18 protein-coding genes are annotated in these 16,862 nt (G+C 58.0%); 9 read left to right on the top strand and 9 right to left on the bottom strand.

Features of this window, described 5'->3' with window-relative positions; all coding sequences use genetic code 11:
* Positions 1 to 56: 56 nt before the first annotated feature.
* Genes ACR0AL_RS07460 through ACR0AL_RS07450 form a run of 3 tightly spaced genes read left to right on the top strand, consistent with a single transcriptional unit; the run spans position 57 to position 2,859 of the window.
* Positions 57 to 899 (top strand): DMT family transporter, encoded by an 843-nt coding sequence (locus ACR0AL_RS07460; RefSeq protein WP_170347838.1) that lies wholly within the window; start codon positions 57 to 59, stop codon positions 897 to 899.
* Positions 900 to 937: 38 nt separating this feature from the next.
* Entirely contained in the window at positions 938 to 1,711 is a 774-nt protein-coding gene (locus ACR0AL_RS07455; RefSeq protein ID WP_480635803.1) for an alpha/beta fold hydrolase, read from the top strand.
* The gene (locus ACR0AL_RS07450; RefSeq protein WP_480662484.1) at positions 1,708 to 2,859 is read left to right on the top strand and encodes an alpha-D-ribose 1-methylphosphonate 5-triphosphate diphosphatase; all 1,152 of its coding nucleotides are present in this window, start codon (positions 1,708 to 1,710) and stop codon (positions 2,857 to 2,859) included. Before ACR0AL_RS07455 ends, ACR0AL_RS07450 begins: the two co-directional genes overlap by 4 nt.
* Position 2,860: 1 nt before the next feature.
* Here ACR0AL_RS07450 and ACR0AL_RS07445 read toward each other — a convergent pair whose 3' ends face one another.
* Positions 2,861 to 3,928: a 5-(carboxyamino)imidazole ribonucleotide synthase gene (locus tag ACR0AL_RS07445; protein ID WP_170347841.1), complete on the bottom strand. Its 1,068-nt coding sequence runs from the start codon at positions 3,926 to 3,928 to the stop codon at positions 2,861 to 2,863.
* Positions 3,921 to 4,409 (bottom strand): 5-(carboxyamino)imidazole ribonucleotide mutase, encoded by a 489-nt coding sequence (gene purE / locus ACR0AL_RS07440; RefSeq protein WP_170347842.1) that lies wholly within the window; start codon positions 4,407 to 4,409, stop codon positions 3,921 to 3,923. Before purE ends, ACR0AL_RS07445 begins: the two co-directional genes overlap by 8 nt.
* A 161-nt stretch (positions 4,410 to 4,570) precedes the next feature.
* On the opposite strand from purE, the gene ACR0AL_RS07435 reads away from it, so the two are divergent.
* Positions 4,571 to 5,956, top strand: a complete 1,386-nt coding sequence (locus ACR0AL_RS07435) for an FAD-binding oxidoreductase (protein ID WP_170347843.1) — start codon at positions 4,571 to 4,573, stop codon at positions 5,954 to 5,956.
* A gap of 91 nt (positions 5,957 to 6,047) precedes the next feature.
* Here the strand turns inward: ACR0AL_RS07435 and ACR0AL_RS07430 are convergent, their stop codons facing one another.
* A complete protein-coding gene (locus ACR0AL_RS07430; protein ID WP_058280035.1) occupies positions 6,048 to 6,272 on the bottom strand; it encodes a YdcH family protein in 225 nt (74 codons plus the stop codon).
* Positions 6,273 to 6,436: 164 nt separating this feature from the next.
* Here ACR0AL_RS07430 and ACR0AL_RS07425 point away from each other — a divergent pair, with 164 nt between their 5' ends.
* The 4 genes from ACR0AL_RS07425 to ACR0AL_RS07410 all read left to right on the top strand — a co-directional run bounded on the left by ACR0AL_RS07425 (position 6,437) and on the right by ACR0AL_RS07410 (position 8,949).
* Positions 6,437 to 6,850 (top strand): Hsp20 family protein, encoded by a 414-nt coding sequence (locus ACR0AL_RS07425; RefSeq protein ID WP_170347844.1) that lies wholly within the window; start codon positions 6,437 to 6,439, stop codon positions 6,848 to 6,850.
* A 5-nt stretch (positions 6,851 to 6,855) separates the two neighbouring features.
* A complete protein-coding gene (locus tag ACR0AL_RS07420; protein WP_170347845.1) occupies positions 6,856 to 7,080 on the top strand; it encodes a DUF1150 family protein in 225 nt (74 codons plus the stop codon).
* A gap of 109 nt (positions 7,081 to 7,189) precedes the next feature.
* Positions 7,190 to 8,077: a PhzF family phenazine biosynthesis protein gene (locus ACR0AL_RS07415; RefSeq protein WP_170347846.1), complete on the top strand. Its 888-nt coding sequence runs from the start codon at positions 7,190 to 7,192 to the stop codon at positions 8,075 to 8,077.
* A complete protein-coding gene (locus ACR0AL_RS07410; protein ID WP_170347847.1) occupies positions 8,074 to 8,949 on the top strand; it encodes a glycosyltransferase family 10 fucosyltransferase in 876 nt (291 codons plus the stop codon). Before ACR0AL_RS07415 ends, ACR0AL_RS07410 begins: the two co-directional genes overlap by 4 nt.
* Here the strand turns inward: ACR0AL_RS07410 and ACR0AL_RS07405 are convergent.
* The 5 genes from ACR0AL_RS07405 to trxB all read right to left on the bottom strand — a co-directional run bounded on the left by ACR0AL_RS07405 (position 8,946) and on the right by trxB (position 14,991).
* Positions 8,946 to 9,794 carry a hypothetical protein gene (locus ACR0AL_RS07405; RefSeq protein WP_170347848.1) on the bottom strand — a complete coding sequence of 283 codons (849 nt, stop codon included), beginning with the start codon at positions 9,792 to 9,794 and terminating at the stop codon, positions 8,946 to 8,948. The two genes, ACR0AL_RS07410 and ACR0AL_RS07405, sit on opposite strands and share 4 nt — an antisense overlap.
* A gap of 120 nt (positions 9,795 to 9,914) precedes the next feature.
* Positions 9,915 to 11,633: a bifunctional sulfate adenylyltransferase/adenylylsulfate kinase gene (locus ACR0AL_RS07400; protein ID WP_170347849.1), complete on the bottom strand. Its 1,719-nt coding sequence runs from the start codon at positions 11,631 to 11,633 to the stop codon at positions 9,915 to 9,917.
* 216 nt (positions 11,634 to 11,849) lie between these two features.
* Positions 11,850 to 13,520 carry an adenylate/guanylate cyclase domain-containing protein gene (locus ACR0AL_RS07395; RefSeq protein WP_170347850.1) on the bottom strand — a complete coding sequence of 557 codons (1,671 nt, stop codon included), beginning with the start codon at positions 13,518 to 13,520 and terminating at the stop codon, positions 11,850 to 11,852.
* A 69-nt stretch (positions 13,521 to 13,589) separates the two neighbouring features.
* On the bottom strand, positions 13,590 to 14,045 hold the full coding sequence (locus tag ACR0AL_RS07390) for an RES family NAD+ phosphorylase (RefSeq protein WP_480662482.1): 456 nt from the start codon (positions 14,043 to 14,045) through the stop codon (positions 13,590 to 13,592).
* 4 nt (positions 14,046 to 14,049) lie between these two features.
* Entirely contained in the window at positions 14,050 to 14,991 is a 942-nt protein-coding gene (trxB, locus tag ACR0AL_RS07385) for a thioredoxin-disulfide reductase (RefSeq protein WP_170395432.1), read from the bottom strand.
* A gap of 226 nt (positions 14,992 to 15,217) precedes the next feature.
* Here trxB and ACR0AL_RS07380 point away from each other — a divergent pair, with 226 nt between their 5' ends.
* Entirely contained in the window at positions 15,218 to 15,718 is a 501-nt protein-coding gene (locus tag ACR0AL_RS07380; protein ID WP_170374263.1) for an Lrp/AsnC family transcriptional regulator, read from the top strand.
* A gap of 116 nt (positions 15,719 to 15,834) precedes the next feature.
* Here the strand turns inward: ACR0AL_RS07380 and ACR0AL_RS07375 are convergent, their stop codons facing one another.
* Positions 15,835 to 16,617, bottom strand: a complete 783-nt coding sequence (locus ACR0AL_RS07375; RefSeq protein WP_480646008.1) for a Hint domain-containing protein — start codon at positions 16,615 to 16,617, stop codon at positions 15,835 to 15,837.
* Positions 16,618 to 16,862: the final 245 nt, after the last annotated feature.

Raw genomic sequence — 16,862 nt, 5'->3', positions numbered from 1 at the left:
TACGCCGCGCTGGAAAGTGAGTGTGCAAACGCTCGCGATACCGCTATGCGGTTGATATGCGTTTGTTTCTGCTCACCACTCTGACCATGTGCGCCTTTGCGGCGAATTCGATCCTGAATCGTCTGGCTATAGACAGCGGTGCCAGCGACCCCGCCGGGTTTGCCATAATTCGCGTGTTGTCCGGGGCAGTGGTGCTGACCGGTCTGGTTTGGCTCAGGTCAGGTCGTCTGCCATTGCGCAACCGGCGCAGGTTGGCGGGGGCAGGATCGCTATCACTCTATATGATTGGGTTTTCCATCGCCTATCTGACGTTGGATGCGGGCCTTGGGGCGCTGATCCTGTTTGGCGTTGTGCAGATCACAATGTTCGCAGTGACGTCGTTAACCGGCAATGCTCCGACTGCGCGACAGATGGGGGGCGCGGCAATCGCCCTTATGGGGCTGGTCTATGTCCTGTGGCCGTCCGGAGCAGTACAGGTCGACCCGATTGGCGCAGCTCTGATGACAGCTGCCGGGGTCGGATGGGCAGTCTATTCGCTGGTTGGGCGGTTTGAGCCTGACGCCCTTGCTGGAACGGCGGCCAATTTCGTTATAGCCCTGCCGGTTACTGCGCTAGCGTTAATGCTGACCGTTGGGGGTTGGCAGATGAGTGGCGCTGGCTACCTGCTGGCTGCCCTTTCTGGAGGTGTGACCTCGGGGATGGGCTATGCCGTATGGTATCGGGTTTTGCCGCAACTGGCGCCAAGCACGGCGGCGGTAGTGCAATTGAGCGTACCAATCATCGCCATCCTCGCTGGCGTTTTGTTGTTGGGAGAAGTCGCCAGTTTGCGCCTGATCTTTGGCGCGGCGCTGGTTCTGGGCGGCATCGCGCTGGCTGTCCTGCGCCTGAAGCCGCGCTAGGGGTTTCAACGCAATCGGATAACGCTTATCTGGCGGCTATGAGATATCTGCTTGCCCTGTTTCTTTTCCTTGTTCCCGCCTTGGCCCAGGCCAAATGCGTGGTGCTTTTACACGGGCTGGCGCGGACCGAGGCGTCCTTCACAGTGATGGAACAACTGTTTCAGGCGCACGGGTACACCGTTGTCCGACCCGGCTATCCTTCGACCGATTTGCCGATACCTGAACTGGCGAACCAGACATTGCCGGACGCCTTCGCGGCCTGTGGTGATGAGACCGTGAACGTGGTGGCGCATTCAATGGGTGGCATCCTGCTGCGCTATTGGTTGCAGGACCATCACCCGGAAAACCTGGGCCGTGTGGTCATGCTCGGCCCGCCCAATCAGGGCAGTCAGCTTGTGGATGAACTGGGCGCGTATGAGGTGTTCGGCATGCTGCATGGCCCCGCCGGGCTGGCCTTGGGCACGGGCCCCGAGGGCATACCGCGCAACCTGCCATCCGTTGAGTTTGAGGTGGGCGTGATCGCGGGTGAGAACTCGCTGAACCCGCTGTTTTCCTCGCTGATCGACGGCAAGGATGACGGCAAGGTCTCGATTGAAACGACAAAAGTGGACGGCATGACGGATCACATCGTTCTTCCGGTGACGCACACTTTTATGATGAACAATCCCCGCGTCATGGCGCAGGCGCTGCATTTTATCGAATTCGGGCAATTCGATCCGCAGATCACCTGGCTGGATGGCGTCATGGATATCATCAACGAAATCTGTATCGGGCAGGATTGCTCGGAACCCGAGTCGGAGCCCACGCAATGACCGCATTGAATCTGACCCTGACCGGTGCAGAGGTGCTGTTGCCGGAGCATGGCCTTGTGCCCGCCGATCTGTCTCTGGCGGATGGCATCATTCAAACGGATCGGGTCGGGCGACAGATCGACCTGTCCGGCTATCTTGTTCTGCCCGGTATTATCGACCTGCACGGGGATGGGTTCGAACGCCATATCGCGCCACGCCGCGGGGCGATGAAGCAGATGGACGAAGGCATTCTCTCGGTCGAGGCTGAATTGGCTGCGAATGGTATCACTACCGCCGTTCTGGCCCAGTTTCACAGTTGGGAGGGTGGGGTGCGTGGCCCGGAATTCGCGGATCAGGTGTTTCGCGCCATAACCTCGGTCAAGGATCGCGTCGTGACCGACCTGATGCCTCAGTTGCGGTTCGAGACACACATGCTGGATGACTATGCGGACCTGCCCGGCCGTATTGCGGACTGGCAGGTGCCCTATGTCGTGTTCAACGACCACCTGCCGCATGACCGTCTGGCCGAGGGGCGCAAGCCGCCGCGTCTGACCGGCCAAGCACTGAAAGCCGGGCGAAACCCGGACACGCATTTTAAAATGCTGTTGTCCATGCACGCCCGTCGTAACGAAGTGCCAGCGGCGCTGGACACGCTATGTGCGGCATTGGACTCACAGTACGTGCGCATGGGCAGCCATGACGACGCGACTGCACAAATACGGGCCGACTGGCGGGCGCGGGGGGCGCAGATCTCGGAATTTCCCGAAACGCTCGAAGCAGCCGAGGCCGCGCGTGCCGCCGGGGATTACATCATTTTAGGATCGCCCAACGTGGTGCGCGGTGGATCGCACAAGGGTAATGTCAGCGCACTTGACCTGATCACGATGGGATATTGCGATGCGTTGGCCTCGGATTATCACTATCCCAGCCCGCGCCGCGCGGCGCTGATGGTGGCGAAGTCTGGCTTGGTGGATTTCGCCGGGGCCTGGGCGCTGGTGTCATCCGGCCCCGCCCGTGTCCTTGGTTTGCAGGATCGGGGCAAGCTGGCCCCCGGCCAGCGCGCCGATCTGGTGATACTGGATGCCGAAACCCGCCGCGTAGCCGCCACGCTGGCTGGCGGGCGGGTTAGCTATATGTCAGGTGATATTGCGGCGCGGTTTGTTGGCTGATTCACCGTGCAATGCGGTTGAAATGCCCCATTTTGCGGCCTGCCTTAACCTCGGCCTTGCCATAGAGATGCAGCGCCACGTCGCGTTCCTGCGCTAGTTCGGGCACGCGGTCCATGTCCGTTCCGATCAGGTTTTCCATGACCACGTCCGAATGTCGCTGACCATCTCCCAAAGGCCATCCTGCGACGGCCCGAATATGCTGTTCGAACTGATCCACGGCGCAGCCATTCTGCGTCCAGTGGCCCGAGTTATGCACGCGCGGCGCGATCTCATTCACGATCAGACCGCCGGGCGTCACGAACAGTTCGACGCCCATGACGCCGACATAATCCAGCGCGTTTAGGATGTTGGCGGCCAACAGAACGGCATCTGTCCGTTGCGCCGGGCGCAGACGGGCAGGGACTGTTGTGGTGTGCAGGATACCATCGCGGTGTATGTTCTCACCGGGATCGAAACAGGCAACCTGACCGTCCAGCCCGCGGGCCGCAATGATCGATACCTCGTGGCTAAACTCCACAAACCCCTCAAGGATCGCGGGTGCCCCGGCCATATCGGCCAGCGCGGCTTCGGCATCCTCGGGTGCGCGCAGACGGGCCTGCCCCTTACCGTCATAGCCAAACCGGCGCGTTTTCAGGATTGCGGGCGTACCGATCTGCTCGATCGCCGCATTCAGGCTGTTCAGATCGGTGATATCCGCGAAAGGCGCGGTTTGCAGGCCAAGCCCCTGCAGGAAATTCTTCTCGGTCAACCGGTCCTGGCTGACGCGCAGCGCTTCTCGCCCCGGACGGATCGGGCAGTGCGCTTCAAGCAGGTCCAGCGCTTCGGTCGGGATGTTCTCGAACTCATATGTGATGACATCTACCGACCCGGCAAACGCCTTTAGCGCATCGATATCGTCATAGGCGGCGGTGGTCACGCGATCGGCCACTTGGCCGGCAGGAGGGTTGGCGCCGGGTTCGTAGATATGGGTCACAAACCCCAGACGAGACGCTGCCACGGACAGCATCCGGCCCAATTGACCGCCGCCCAGAACTCCGATCCTGGCACCCGTTTGCAATGCGTCACTCATCGACGGGCTCCTCGGGGATCGACGCCGACAGTGCATCGCGCCAAGCGTCCAGTCGTTGCGCCAAAGCGTCATCCTGCAAGGCCAGAATCCCGGCCGCCATCAGGCCCGCGTTGGCCCCACCGGCCGCGCCGATGGCCATGGTGGCAACAGGGAACCCTTTGGGCATCTGCACGATGGAATACAGCGAGTCGACGCCCGACAGGGCCCGCGTCTGTACCGGAACGCCAATCACCGGCACCCGTGTTTTCGACGCCATCATGCCAGGCAGATGCGCGGCCCCACCGGCCCCGGCAATGATCACATGCAGCCCGCGTGATGCGGCGGTCTTGCCATAGTCCCACAAGCGGTCCGGTGTGCGGTGCGCCGAGACAATGCGCTTTTCGTACGCGATGCCTAACTCATCAAGTATGTTCGCGGCTTCCTTCATCGTGGGCCAGTCCGACTGGCTGCCCATGATGATCCCCACTTTCACATCGCTCATCCGCTTGTTTCCCTGCCGTCTGAAAGAGCGCGCACTATAGCTAAATCGGTCCCAGAGGCAATGTGGTTTGGCGACCGTATGGCTCGTCTGACGTCCTGCTGAAAATACATTCGAATTAGTGTATACTTGATCGCGGGACAGTGGTTCCCGAGGAGGTACCCATGACAGATACAGTTTTGAAAAACCGGGACGGCCAAGCCGTGCCGCAGGACAGTATTGAGGCATTTAAATCGCAAGTTCGCGGGGCACTGATTTTGCCCGGTGACCCCGAGTATGACGGTGCGCGCAGTATTTGGAACGCGTTGGTTGACAAGTATCCCGGTGCAATACTGCGGTGCCACGGCACCGCCGATGTCGCGGCGGCCGCCAGGTTCGCGTTTGAAAACAACATACTGGTATCGGTAAGAGGTGGCGGTCATAACGTGGGTGGGCGCGCCGTCTGCGATGATGGCCTCGTAATTGACCTGTCCTGCATGCGCGCGGTCCATGTTGATGCAGAAACCCAAACCGTACGCGCTCAGGGCGGGGCCACGTTGGGGGATGTAGACTGCGAAACACATCTTCACGGACTTGCTGTGCCATTGGGCGTCGTATCGCAGACAGGTATTGGCGGATTGACGACGGGTGGCGGATTCGGCTGGATGGCACGAAAATACGGGCCAACCTGCGACAACGTTATCGAGGCCGAAGTCGTAACGGCAGACGGTTCGATCAGAACTGCGAATGCGAACAGGAATCCAGACCTTTATTGGGGCATCTGCGGCGGCAGCGGAAATTTCGGCATCGTGACGTCATTCCTTTACAGGGCGTATCCTCTGTCTACGGTGTTGGGGGGCATGATTGCATATCCCCGAGCCGACGCCGCCGAAGTGCTGCGAGGTTTTCGGGATATCGTTTCACGGGCACCTGATGAACTGACGGTCTATGCGGGGTTGTTGTGGGGACCGGATGGAACGCCGCTAACAGCTATGGTGCCGTGTTGGATTGGAGACGATAAGGAAGCTGGGCGTCAGGCAATCCAACCCCTGACGGAGATCGGAGAACCTTTGGTCGTCGACTTGCACGAGATGCCGTTCCCCGCCAAACAAAGCATGCTGGATGGGGCCTATGGGCCAGGCAGCCGGAACTACTGGAAATCTGCATATCTCAACGCGCTGACGGATGAGGCCATTGATACGATCGTTGCACAATCTGAAGGGATGACAATACCCGGCTCGGGCATTCTGATCGAACATTGCGCTGGCGCAGCAAAGTCCAAATCAAATGGGGACAACGCCTTTGCGCAACGCGGTCACGACTATCTGATTGCGATACTACCGCTGTGGACTGATCCAGCGGATGACGCGGATCAGATTGCCTGGGCGCGGTCCATGCATGATGCAATTGCGCCCTATTCCACGGGCGGAACTTATCTGAACTATCTGGGCGCCGATGAAGACAGTGCGATAGAGACGGCATTCGGTGAAAATCTTGATCAAATGAAAGAGGTTAAGCGGAAATACGATCCGACCAATTTCTTCTGCGCAAACGCAAATGTTTCACCTTGAAACAGATGTCATCCGTTTGAATATGACGTAACACTGCAAAACTCGGTTCATAAGCGCCTTGAATGTGCGTGTGAACCGAGTGGTGGAGTTTTCAGGCAATGATGTCCGGCGTCAAACGGTCCTCGATCAGACGAATGATGTCCTTCAGGCGAAGTTTTTGCTTTTTCAGTCGCTTAATCGTCAACTGATCGGCTGTGCCGGTGGACTGCAGCGCCTCGATCGCTTCGTCCAGATCACGGTGTTGGCGGCGAAAAACCTCCAGTTCAACCCGCAAAACCTCATCTGTTTTCATCGAAAGATCTGTTGGCGCATTCATGAGCGACTCAGTGCCTTTTGTGGTGCTTGTGACACAAGATAGTGTGTCAGGGTTTATCCGGCCAGACCTTGTGGACATCACGGCATAAACCCATATTCTATTATACGCGGTTGCCGGAACGGGGCCGCATCACACGTCGCTTTGGCAATAAAGGACGAAAATACGTGTCAAAACTTACTCTTGGCTCATACCCGCATCTTTTGGGGTTCGAGCAGTTGGAACGTCTTCTGGAACGGTCTGCAAAGGCCGGTAACGAAGGCTACCCGCCTTATAATATTGAGCAGACCTCGGACTTTTCATACCGCATCACCCTGGCTGTGGCTGGGTTCGCGGAACAAGATTTGTCGATCACAATCGAGGATCGCCAGCTTGTGATCCGGGGGCGCCAACGCGACGACAGCGAGGGGCGCATTTTTCTGCATCGCGGCATCGCCGCGCGCCAGTTCCAGCGCATGTTCGTGCTGGCCGATGGTGTCGAGGTGGGCGAGGCGATCATGGAGAACGGTCTGCTGCATGTGGACCTGACCCGCGCCGTGCCTGAGACCGTGGTGCAAACGATCAACATAAAAAAGGGGTAAGAGCTATGAATACACCGATTGAATATAACGCCGAAGGCGACCGCATCGTTTATGTGAAAACCGTCGATGTTGCCGATCTGCCCCGCGATGTCCGGGATAAGGCAGGCGATCTGGATCAGTTGTACGCGGTTCACGATTCCGATGGCCAGCAGCTTGCGCTCGTGACAGATCGTAAGATGGCCTTTTTCCTGGCCCGTGAACACGATCTGTCACCGGTGGCCGTTCACTGAACGGCCCCGCCGGTTATTTTTCGGCGTGACAATCCCAACAACAAGCGCGACACATACGAACCGGCATGACATGCCCGGCTGATTTACTCTGCATCAGGGGATTTTGCGGATGAGCTGGTTCGATTTCGATTGGGTAGACGCCTTCAGTGATCGCGCCTTTGGCGGCAACGGCTGCGCCGTGGTTCACGGCGGGGCTGAATTGCCCGAAGATGTGTGCACTGCTTATGTGCGCGAAACCTCTCTGGTTGAATGCACGTTCACGGGACCATCTGATGTGGCCGAAATCCGGGTGCGCTATTTTCTGGCCAGCAAGGAAATCCCTTTTGCCGGACACCCCACAATTGCAACTGTAGTGGCGATGCGGTCCCGTGGTTTGGTTGAAGGCGATGCACTGACGTTGGAAACAGGCGCGGGGATCGTTTCGATTCGTTTGAACGGAGACGAGATCGAAATGACTCAGGTCGCGCCGAAATTCGGCAATCCTGTTCCCGTCGATCTGGTTGCGGCCGCCATTAGCCTGCCCGAGGATGCGATAATCTCACCGCCGCAATTTGTGTCCACCGGGTTGCCGTTCTGCATTACGGTTCTGCGTGATCACGAGGCCTTGCGCGCCGCACAGTTGGATCTTGAGGCACTGCGCAAAGTGGCCGCGAAGGCCGGATTTTCTGGCACCGATATGGCGGAACCGTTCCTTGTGACGATGAAGGGCGCGACAAATGCGGGCGACACGTTCTCACGCCTGTTGATGGCGCCACCCAGCCCGCCCGAAGACCCGTTCACCGGATCGGCCACCGGTGCCATGGCGGCCTATCTGTGGAAGTACGGGTTAATGCCCAAAGACAGTTTCATCGCAGAACAAGGCCATGACATGGGCCGCCCCGGTCAGGCTGTTGTCACACGCGTTGGCCCACCCGATGCGATGACCGGTATCAAAGTCGCGGGGCGCGGTCATGTGTTGATGCGGGGGCAGGTTGATCTGCCCGAGACAACACAATGACACGACCTGCCATTGCCATCCTGCCATATGGGCATCGGCTGGGGCCAAAACTGGCCTCGGTTTCGCTGTCCGAACTGATCTGGCCCGAAGGGTGCCCGGATCGCCTGACCGGCAAGACGGTGGGCGATCTGGAGCGCACCGATCACCTGATCATGTACCCGAACTCGACCGTGCATCTGCGCTTGCGTCGCGGTACCCGCGCGCGGATTTCATTGATGATGGGCGAGCCTTCGGCCATTCACGCCAAACATGATCGGATGCTGCGATATACATGGCGGCGGTTCTTCCGGGTGCTGACTTTTCATGACGTGCTGCTACACAACATCCCGAATGCAGTGTTCCTGCCGTATGGCGTGACGATGGTGCCCGACTGGCAGGACCTGAAGGTTGAGAAAACCAAATCCTGCTCGCTAATTGCTTCGGCCAAGCGCGATCTTGTAGGGCATCAGTTGCGCCATTCGGTGATCGACTGGGTGCGTGAAACTGGTGCAGATGTTGATATCATGGGCCGGGGATACACTCCGTTTGATCTCAAATCCGACGGGTTGGCGCCGTACCGCTATTCTGTGGTGATCGAGAACGTGCGTGAGAAGAATTACTTTTCGGAAAAGCTGACGGATGCGATCTTGTGCTCCTCGGTCCCGATCTATTGGGGATGCCCGAATATCGGCGATTTCTTCGATACCTCTGGTATGATCCTGTGCGAAACCAAAGAGGATATTCAGCGCGCGATCCAATCCGCATCAATCGAGGATTTCGCCGCGCGCCTGCCGCATCTGCAGGCGATCCAGCAACACGCAGCAGAATATGGGGATTTTGAGGGCAGAGCCGTGCGCCTTCTGCGCGCTGAACTAGACGCGGGCCCGAACTAACCAGCGGGTGCCAACCAGCCTTCTTGCAGAATTGGACGGGCCTCGGGGTCAATCCCGTGCCGATCGCATAGCCGCTGCAGATACGATCCGCGCACCGGCAAACCGTCCGTGTTCTGCGCCATCAGCCGTTTCTGATGACCATAGACGTGGACGGAATGAACCATGTCGCCTTCAATCTGTGCGGTCGGGGTGAACGGGTTGTGCAATTTCCACAGATCATGCTTGGACAGAGGGTAAAACACCTCCGCTTGCATGGCATGGCTGTCCTCGTCGGTCTTGCGCAGGAAATGTGCAAAGGCTTTGGGGCCGGAACTGCCCCAGGGCAGGCTCTCGATCCCCCAGGTCTCACCGTCCCGGATGCGTTGACGGTTGCGCCGGTGCAGCGGACCGCCCCGCCAGGGCTGGGTCGGGTTGGCTGCGATCACAAAGTCCAGCATATGCGCCAGCGTTTGCGAGTCTGCTGGCAGGCGCAACACACCGGTCAGGAAATTTCCGGTATGGGACTGTCCAAAGATATACGCTGATGGAAAGGCAAAGGGCCTGACACAATAGGCGTCCAGATCCACCCAGATGAAATCGGTTTTCTGCATCAGTCGCAGACGAAAAATGTCGGAAAAAACCGCGACGCGTCGCCGGTCACCTGCAGGCATATCAAACGGCGCGGGCCAGAGGATATCACTGGCGGGCCGCAATTCGCCCCCTGCGGGAACGCCTTCGATCTCGTGCCCGGTATAAAGAATAAACCGGTGACCCCGATCCAGATAGGATTGGATGCACAATGCCTCTAGCCAACTTAGATCTGATCCGAACCAGAAACTGGCTATGGTGGGCAGGTCAGAGGGCATAGGCGTGTTGCGTCCAAATCAAGTCAGGCAAATGCACCAATTGGCCAGCGCCTTGTCAATCGTGCCTACAAAAAAACGGCCCCCGAAAGTCGGAGGCCGCCTGAATGGAATTGCCTGCGCTTAAGACGCGGCGATCAAACCCATGCTTTCCAGCTTGAGCAGCACCTGATGGGCGCAGTTGTCGACATCGACATTTTCGGTCTCGACGCTCAGTTCGGGGTTGGCCGGTACATCGTAAGGGTCTGAAATACCGGTGAATTCCTTGATCTTGCCTTCGCGTGCCAGCTTGTACAGGCCCTTGCGGTCACGGCGTTCGCATTCTTCGATGCTGGTCGCAACGTGAACCTCGCAGAAAGCACCGAACTGTTCGATGTCTTCCCGTACGGCACGGCGGGTGGTGGCATAGGGCGCGATTGGCGCACAAATGGCGATGCCGCCATTCTTGGTGATCTCACTAGCCACGTAACCAATACGACGGATGTTCAGGTCGCGGTGCTCTTTAGAGAAACCCAGTTCAGACGACAGATTCTTACGAACGATATCACCATCCAGCAATGTAACCGGACGGCCACCCATTTCCATCAGTTTGACCATAAGCGCGTTGGCGATGGTGGATTTGCCCGAGCCCGAGAAACCGGTGAAGAACACGGTAAAGCCTTGTTCCGAGCGGGGCGGTGACGTGCGGCGCAGTTCGGTGACAACCTCAGGGAAGCTGAACCATTCGGGGATTTCCAGCCCTTCGCGCAAACGGCGGCGCAGCTCGGTGCCCGAGATGTTCAGGATCGTGACGTTGTCCTTGTCTGCGATCTCGTCATTCGGTTCGTACTGGGCGCGTTCCTGCACATAGACCATGTGTTTGAAGTCAACCATTTCGACGCCGATTTCATCCTGGAACTGGCGGAACAGGTCCTGCGCGTCATAGGGGCCGTAGAAATCTTCACCCGCCGAGTTCTTGCCCGGACCGGCGTGGTCTCGGCCAACGATGAAATGTGTGCAGCCGTGGTTGGCGCGGATCAGGCCGTGCCAGACCGCCTCGCGCGGGCCAGCCATGCGCATCGCCAGGTTCAGCAGCGACATCGAGGTGGTCGATGCCGGGTACTTGTCCAGAACCGCCTCATAGCAGCGGACGCGGGTGAAGTGATCGACGTCGCCCGGTTTGGTCATGCCAACGACAGGGTGGATCAGCAGGTTGGCCTGCGCCTCTTTCGCGGCGCGGAAGGTCAGTTCCTGGTGTGCGCGGTGCAGGGGGTTGCGGGTTTGGAACGCAACGATGCGGCGCCAGCCCAGCTTGCGGAAATAGGCGCGCAACTCGTTCGGCGTGTCCCGGCGGCCACGGAAATCATAGTGAACCGGCTGTTGAATGCCGACTACGGGGCCGCCCAGATAGACCTTGCCAGCCACGTTGTGCAGATAGTTCACCGCCGGGTGCGCATCGTCATCGGCGCCAAAGACCTTTTCGGCCTCTCGCGCTTTGTTCGGGGTCCAGCGGTCGGTCACGGTCATGGTGCCGAGAATGACACCTTCCTGATCGCGCAGGGCAATGTCCTGACCCAATTCGATGGTCTCAGCAAAATCTTCGCTAACGTCCAGCGTGATGGGCATCGGCCACAGGGTGCCGTCGGCCAGACGCATGTTTTCGACGACGTTGTCGTAGTCAGCTTCGCTCAGGAACCCTTTGAGAGGGTTGAACCCGCCATTCATCAGCAGTTCCAGATCGCAGATCTGACGCGGGCTCAGGTCCCAGCTGGTCAGGTCGGCAGCTTCCACTTTCAATTTCTGCGCCGACTCGTACGAAACGTACAGTTCAGAGATCGGAGCCAGATTGCTTAACATCGTCATTGGAATACTCTTGTCGCAGTGCGGTTTTATCGGTGATTCAGGGGTGTTTATGGGGCATGTGCCCCGGCTGCTGGGCGAAGTCCATATACATTCACGAAATTAAGGACGATATGCGCGGTTTTTGTCCGGAATGGAAGGATTTTTCGCCTGACGCAGCTTTTCCCGACTTGTATCCCGCTGACACGCACCTGTCGTGTGAATTCAGTACATCCGTTCCTAGGCGGCCTTGTCCGTCATAAGGTCCGCAGCACGCGTCACCGGCAGCGCGGAAACCGGTTGTGTCACGCCGCGCAGCTCAAACGATTGCAGTCCGGACAGATCGCCGTCATACCCAGCCGCCTGCAGTAATTCGGCCGAGACCAGTAGTTCCGCCCCAAGCGCCTTGGTCTGGCCTTCAAGACGACTGGCCACATTAACCGCGTCGCCGATAATGGTGCGCGCAGAACTGCCTGCAGCGCCGATTTCACCTAGTACCAGATCGCCCAGATGCAGACCCATTCCGATGCGTATCCGGGGGCTGCCTTCGGTTTGAAGCTGTTGATTGAAATACTCAAGCGCGCGGCTGACATCGGCGGCGGCCTTCAGCCCGGCACGGGCCGAGTCTTTGGCATTCGGGGTTTCGAACACGGCCAGCAAGCCGTCGCCCATGTATTTGTCGACCACCCCGCCATCCGCCGTGATTGCCGGGACGATGGCATCAAAGAAACGGTTCAGCAGGAATACAATGTCATAGGGCAACTGGCCCGTGGTCCGCGATGTGAACCCGCGCATATCGAGAAACAGAACCGCCAGCTTGCGTTCCTGCCCTTGGCTGGCATGGGCTCGTCCGCGCTTGCCATCAGAGCGGAACATCCGAAACGCAACTAGGGGGGCGGTTGGCCGTATCTGACAGGCCAGCCTTGCGCCAGTCGGGGCGCTGACGGCGGCAAGGCTGCGGGTTTCAACCTCATCCGGGGTGGGCAGTTGATCCGCGCCATCCTCAATGATCACGCGACAGGTGGTGCAACGCCCCTTGCCCCCGCAAAGGGCTGTGTGCGGAATGCCATTGGCCTGCGAAATCTCAAGCAGGGTCATGCCCTTTTCTGCCACGACCTCGGGGCCATCGACATACTTGACCCGGACCGAGTGCCTGCGGCGCCATAGTTTGCGGATAGTAAATACCGCCAGCGAAGCCCCCAAGGCGATCCAGAAGGCCATTAACGCATTGTCTTTGACACTGAACATGACCTGAAAGGCCTCGGGCGTGGGCCAGTTGTAATGTTCTATATATTGATCGCGCAGGAACGGATCGGCAAAATCCGCCCAGATGCGGCGCCCTTCGGTAAGCAACCCAGCCAGCGCAAAGCTGGGCACAAATACCGCCAGACCGATCAGGTAAGGCACCCATCTGGACCACCAGCGGGTCAGTCGCAGCCACATGTGCAGCCCAATGCAACTGTGGACCCAAACCACCAGCAACAGCAGGCTTTGCATCCAGATCGCCGAGTTGGGCCACATCAGAATGATGATGTACCCCATCTCGTCATTGACGTTATAGATTTCGTGGGCATAGCGCGTCTGCACGATATGCGAGATCAGTTGCAGCGGGATCAACAGCCCCAGAATGACCTGCAAGGCCGTGCTGAAGGGCATGCGTAGCGTTCGGCGTTGGCTAATGGAATAAAGCGCAAGGCCAAGGTGGACGAACAGTGCCAGATACAAGATCAAGCTGCCCAGACTGTGCCGGGTAACTGCGTGGCGCCCATCCTGCATGCCGTGCAGGTAATCGGTATGGAACAGCCCCAACCCGATATTGATGAAATGAAAGAAGGCAAAGGCGAACAGGGTAAGACCGCTGATGATCCTAAGCCGGGTTGTCCACCCGCCTTGCCATAAAACGCTTTTCAATCAAGCCACCTGTATTCGCCGCGCGTGTTCCCGAGTCTGGTACGGCGACGCGAGTGGGTCAAGTTATGGTTACGTAAATGGCGGTGTCCACGGGGTTTGGGATTCAGCGAAAATAATCGTTGGCGAAAGAGTGAACAGCACAATATGGCTTAGCTCCGGTCGGGACCGAGAGCTGTAGATCAACCCGTCAGCACCCGTATCGCGGGCGTGATCAGAGAAGCGCCATGTCGGTGAAACGCCCCGTTCTTCGTGGATATCCTGCCAGATAATCGACGCATCGGACTGGCCCCTCAGATCGACCAGTCTTGCACCAGTAACTTGGCCTCTTTGCAATATCCGCGGCGGATCGTTGGGCGAGACATACCGACGAATGACGACCCCTGCGCCTTCGGCGCTGAGAGAGGCATAGAGAGCAATCTGCCCTGAATGATGAAAACGCCCCTCGGGCGCCCGGGCAGGGGCCAAAGGGGCGTCACTTTGGGAGAGAAACAGAATTCTCCAGACCGGGCCGGAGAACTCCAGCATTGTCTTAGTCCTGTTCCGCCAGGAACCGCTCGGCATCCAGCGCGGCCATACAGCCCATACCGGCGCTCGTGACGGCCTGACGATAGATGTGGTCAGTCAGATCGCCTGCTGCGAACACACCGGGCACCGAGGTTTCGGTCGAGCCCGGCTTGGTCACCACATACCCACCCATATGGGTTTCCAGCGAGTCCTTGACCAGCTCATTTGCTGGCGCGTGACCAATGGCGACAAAGACGCCTTTACAGGGAACTTCGGTGATCTCACCGGTTTTGACGTTCTTGACGCGCACACCCTCGACGCCCAGTGGGGAATCGGTGCCGATCACTTCTTCCAACTCGTGGAACCACATCGGTTCGATCTTTTCGTGTTTCAGCAATCGTTCCTGCAGAATTTTCTCGGCCCGCAGTTCGTCGCGGCGGTGAATCAGAGTAACCTTGCTGGCGAAATTGGTTAGGAACAGCGCTTCTTCCACGGCGGTGTTGCCGCCACCGATGACCACGATTTCCTGTCCGCGATAGAAAAAGCCGTCGCAAGTCGCACAGGCCGAAACACCAAAACCCTTGAACTTGTCTTCCGACGGCAGGCCCAGCCATTTAGCGCGCGCACCGGTGGCCAGAATGACCGCGTCCGCAGTATAAATATTGCCGCTGTCGCCTTTTGCGGTGAAGGGGCGTTTGCTGATGTCTAGATCACTGATGATATCGCCGATGACCTCACAACCCATCGCCTGGGCATGTTCTTGCATTTTGATCATCAGATCAGGCCCCTGAACTTCGGTGAAACCGGGGTAATTTTCGACGTCGGTGGTTGTTGTCAACTGACCGCCGGGCTCGATTCCCTGAACCAGGATCGGTTCAAGCATCGCGCGGCTTGCGTATACGCCCGCAGTGTAACCGGCCGGTCCCGATCCGATGATCAGAACCTTGGTGTGACGTGTCTCGCTCATGGTACCCCCAACTCGATCTGCCTGATTTGGGCGCGTGGCCCCTGGCGGATGGATATAGCGACCCCTGTGCCGCGCTTAAAGCCCCTTCCTGATTTACGCCTGTCAGACGCTAGGTAAATGACGGTTGAATAAGAACATTGAAAATAAACAATATTGCGCATTCACGAAAGATTATTGCGCATCTGCCGGGTGCTGATATAACAACCGAAAAATTCAGGAGTATTTGATGGTCGCGATACGGCTGGACGAGATTGACCGCAAGATTCTGGCGGAATTGCAGGCAGACGGTCGCATGACCAATGTCGAATTGGCAAAACGTGTGGGAATTTCCGCCCCACCTTGCCTGCGGCGCGTACGCACCCTTGAAGAATCAGGCTTGATCCGCGGCTACCATGCCGATGTAAATTCACGCGAGCTGGGGTTTGAGGTTCAAGTCTTTGCCATGGTCGGTCTGGAAAGTCAGGCCGAAGCCGAGTTGACCGCATTCGAGGAACGCTGCCGCGAATGGCCTTTGGTTCGGGAATGCCACATGCTGAACGGCGAAGTTGATTTCATTCTGAAATGCGTTGCGCCTGACCTAAGCAGTTTTCAGCAGTTTCTGACCGGCAAGCTGCTGACCACGCCGAATGTGGCCAGCGTCAAGACATCGCTCGTTATTCGCGGCGCAAAAGACGAACCAGGCGTGCCATTCGACGTTCTCGAGGAACGCATGAACCGAACGGCCTGAATTCCCGATGTTTCGGATGCGGTTTCATCTGTGGCAGGAAGGCTGCCACCGACATAGAGACCATCCAACTGACTAATAACTGCATAATGCCCCCACATTGCAGAACTCGTTTTAAACTAGGCGGAAATTGCGTCCACCTCACCATCCCCCGCGCGCGGCATGACCAGCGGGCCGAAATCATTGAGTGATTCGACATGCGAGAACAGGTTCAGATAGACCGATCTTAGCGACCGGCTGACCCGGCGAATTGCATTGGTGCCAGGGTGATAAGATTCGAATTGCAGACCATCGACCCGAATGACCGAGTGCCGTTTCAGGCAAATGTGAAACAGTTCGACCGGCGTTGGTGGCATGGTTTCAATGACACCCATTCCATCCTGAAATTCGTGGACCGGCGTTAGCACCTGTTCGTCTCCGTGCAGATGACGCAAATGCGCGGGCGTGCCCACGATTCGCGCAGCAGGGCCAGCGATTACACCGGACATCGGTTTTTGCATCCCGAACGTGTCGGCCATAATCCGTGTCAGTGGACGTGTCCGCCCCCGCGAATCCACACGCCCGGGTATCAGCGTGACTGACCCTTTCCACAACACTGTTTCGGATACACCATCTTGCGTCAGGACTGTATCACCTGGCAGCAGATCTTCGATTGCCATCGGGCCAAATTCCGTTTCAACCAACGCCCCACGCGTAAATGCGCAGAACGCGTCCTCGAACATTGGCAGGGCAGGTGCGATGTGACGAGTCTGGACCACATCGCCGTTTTTCATCAGCGTACTGACCTCATAGCGCCGCAGCTGCGCCTTGTGTTGTGTGGTCGGTCTTGGCGCCTCGCGCAGCAATGCTGAGGTTTCAACAGCATTTCTGGCGGCGCGTGATAAAGAATTTGGAATAGCCATTACAATTCCGTCCCCTCTAAAAACCGCGCAGGCAGGCAAGACCCCCGTACAGGCCAGCCTGATCGGTTATTTCCATGTCTTGGAAGAAAGCGGCGACATGCAAGGCGACAGAAACGCAGATCGCTTTTTGCGAAGGAAGTTCCTACATTTTTGGTCAGCACAATGACCCCCCAGACAAACTCATACAAACGCAGGCGAAATTGCCAGCGCACACACGCCCCGGTATTGAGCCGCGCAAATATTGG

This window comes from Ruegeria sp. BB1, from assembly GCF_056539465.1.
This window is presented reverse-complemented; position numbering and strand designations above follow the sequence as displayed.

Bases quoted from the DNA above. Each gene is read 5' to 3' on its own strand.
- ACR0AL_RS07460 (WP_170347838.1), top strand. From the start codon at position 57: ATGCGTTTGTTTCTGCTCACCACTCTGACCATGTGCGCCTTTGCGGCG.
- ACR0AL_RS07455 (WP_480635803.1), top strand. From the start codon at position 938: ATGAGATATCTGCTTGCCCTGTTTCTTTTCCTTGTTCCCGCCTTGGCC.
- ACR0AL_RS07450 (WP_480662484.1), top strand. From the start codon at position 1,708: ATGACCGCATTGAATCTGACCCTGACCGGTGCAGAGGTGCTGTTGCCG.
- ACR0AL_RS07445 (WP_170347841.1), bottom strand. From the start codon at position 3,928: ATGAGTGACGCATTGCAAACGGGTGCCAGGATCGGAGTTCTGGGCGGC.
- purE (WP_170347842.1), bottom strand. From the start codon at position 4,409: ATGAGCGATGTGAAAGTGGGGATCATCATGGGCAGCCAGTCGGACTGG.
- ACR0AL_RS07435 (WP_170347843.1), top strand. From the start codon at position 4,571: ATGACAGATACAGTTTTGAAAAACCGGGACGGCCAAGCCGTGCCGCAG.
- ACR0AL_RS07430 (WP_058280035.1), bottom strand. From the start codon at position 6,272: ATGAATGCGCCAACAGATCTTTCGATGAAAACAGATGAGGTTTTGCGG.
- ACR0AL_RS07420 (WP_170347845.1), top strand. From the start codon at position 6,856: ATGAATACACCGATTGAATATAACGCCGAAGGCGACCGCATCGTTTAT.
- ACR0AL_RS07415 (WP_170347846.1), top strand. From the start codon at position 7,190: ATGAGCTGGTTCGATTTCGATTGGGTAGACGCCTTCAGTGATCGCGCC.
- ACR0AL_RS07410 (WP_170347847.1), top strand. From the start codon at position 8,074: ATGACACGACCTGCCATTGCCATCCTGCCATATGGGCATCGGCTGGGG.
- ACR0AL_RS07405 (WP_170347848.1), bottom strand. From the start codon at position 9,794: ATGCCCTCTGACCTGCCCACCATAGCCAGTTTCTGGTTCGGATCAGAT.
- ACR0AL_RS07400 (WP_170347849.1), bottom strand. From the start codon at position 11,633: ATGACGATGTTAAGCAATCTGGCTCCGATCTCTGAACTGTACGTTTCG.
- ACR0AL_RS07390 (WP_480662482.1), bottom strand. From the start codon at position 14,045: ATGCTGGAGTTCTCCGGCCCGGTCTGGAGAATTCTGTTTCTCTCCCAA.
- trxB (WP_170395432.1), bottom strand. From the start codon at position 14,991: ATGAGCGAGACACGTCACACCAAGGTTCTGATCATCGGATCGGGACCG.
- ACR0AL_RS07380 (WP_170374263.1), top strand. From the start codon at position 15,218: ATGGTCGCGATACGGCTGGACGAGATTGACCGCAAGATTCTGGCGGAA.
- ACR0AL_RS07375 (WP_480646008.1), bottom strand. From the start codon at position 16,617: ATGGCTATTCCAAATTCTTTATCACGCGCCGCCAGAAATGCTGTTGAA.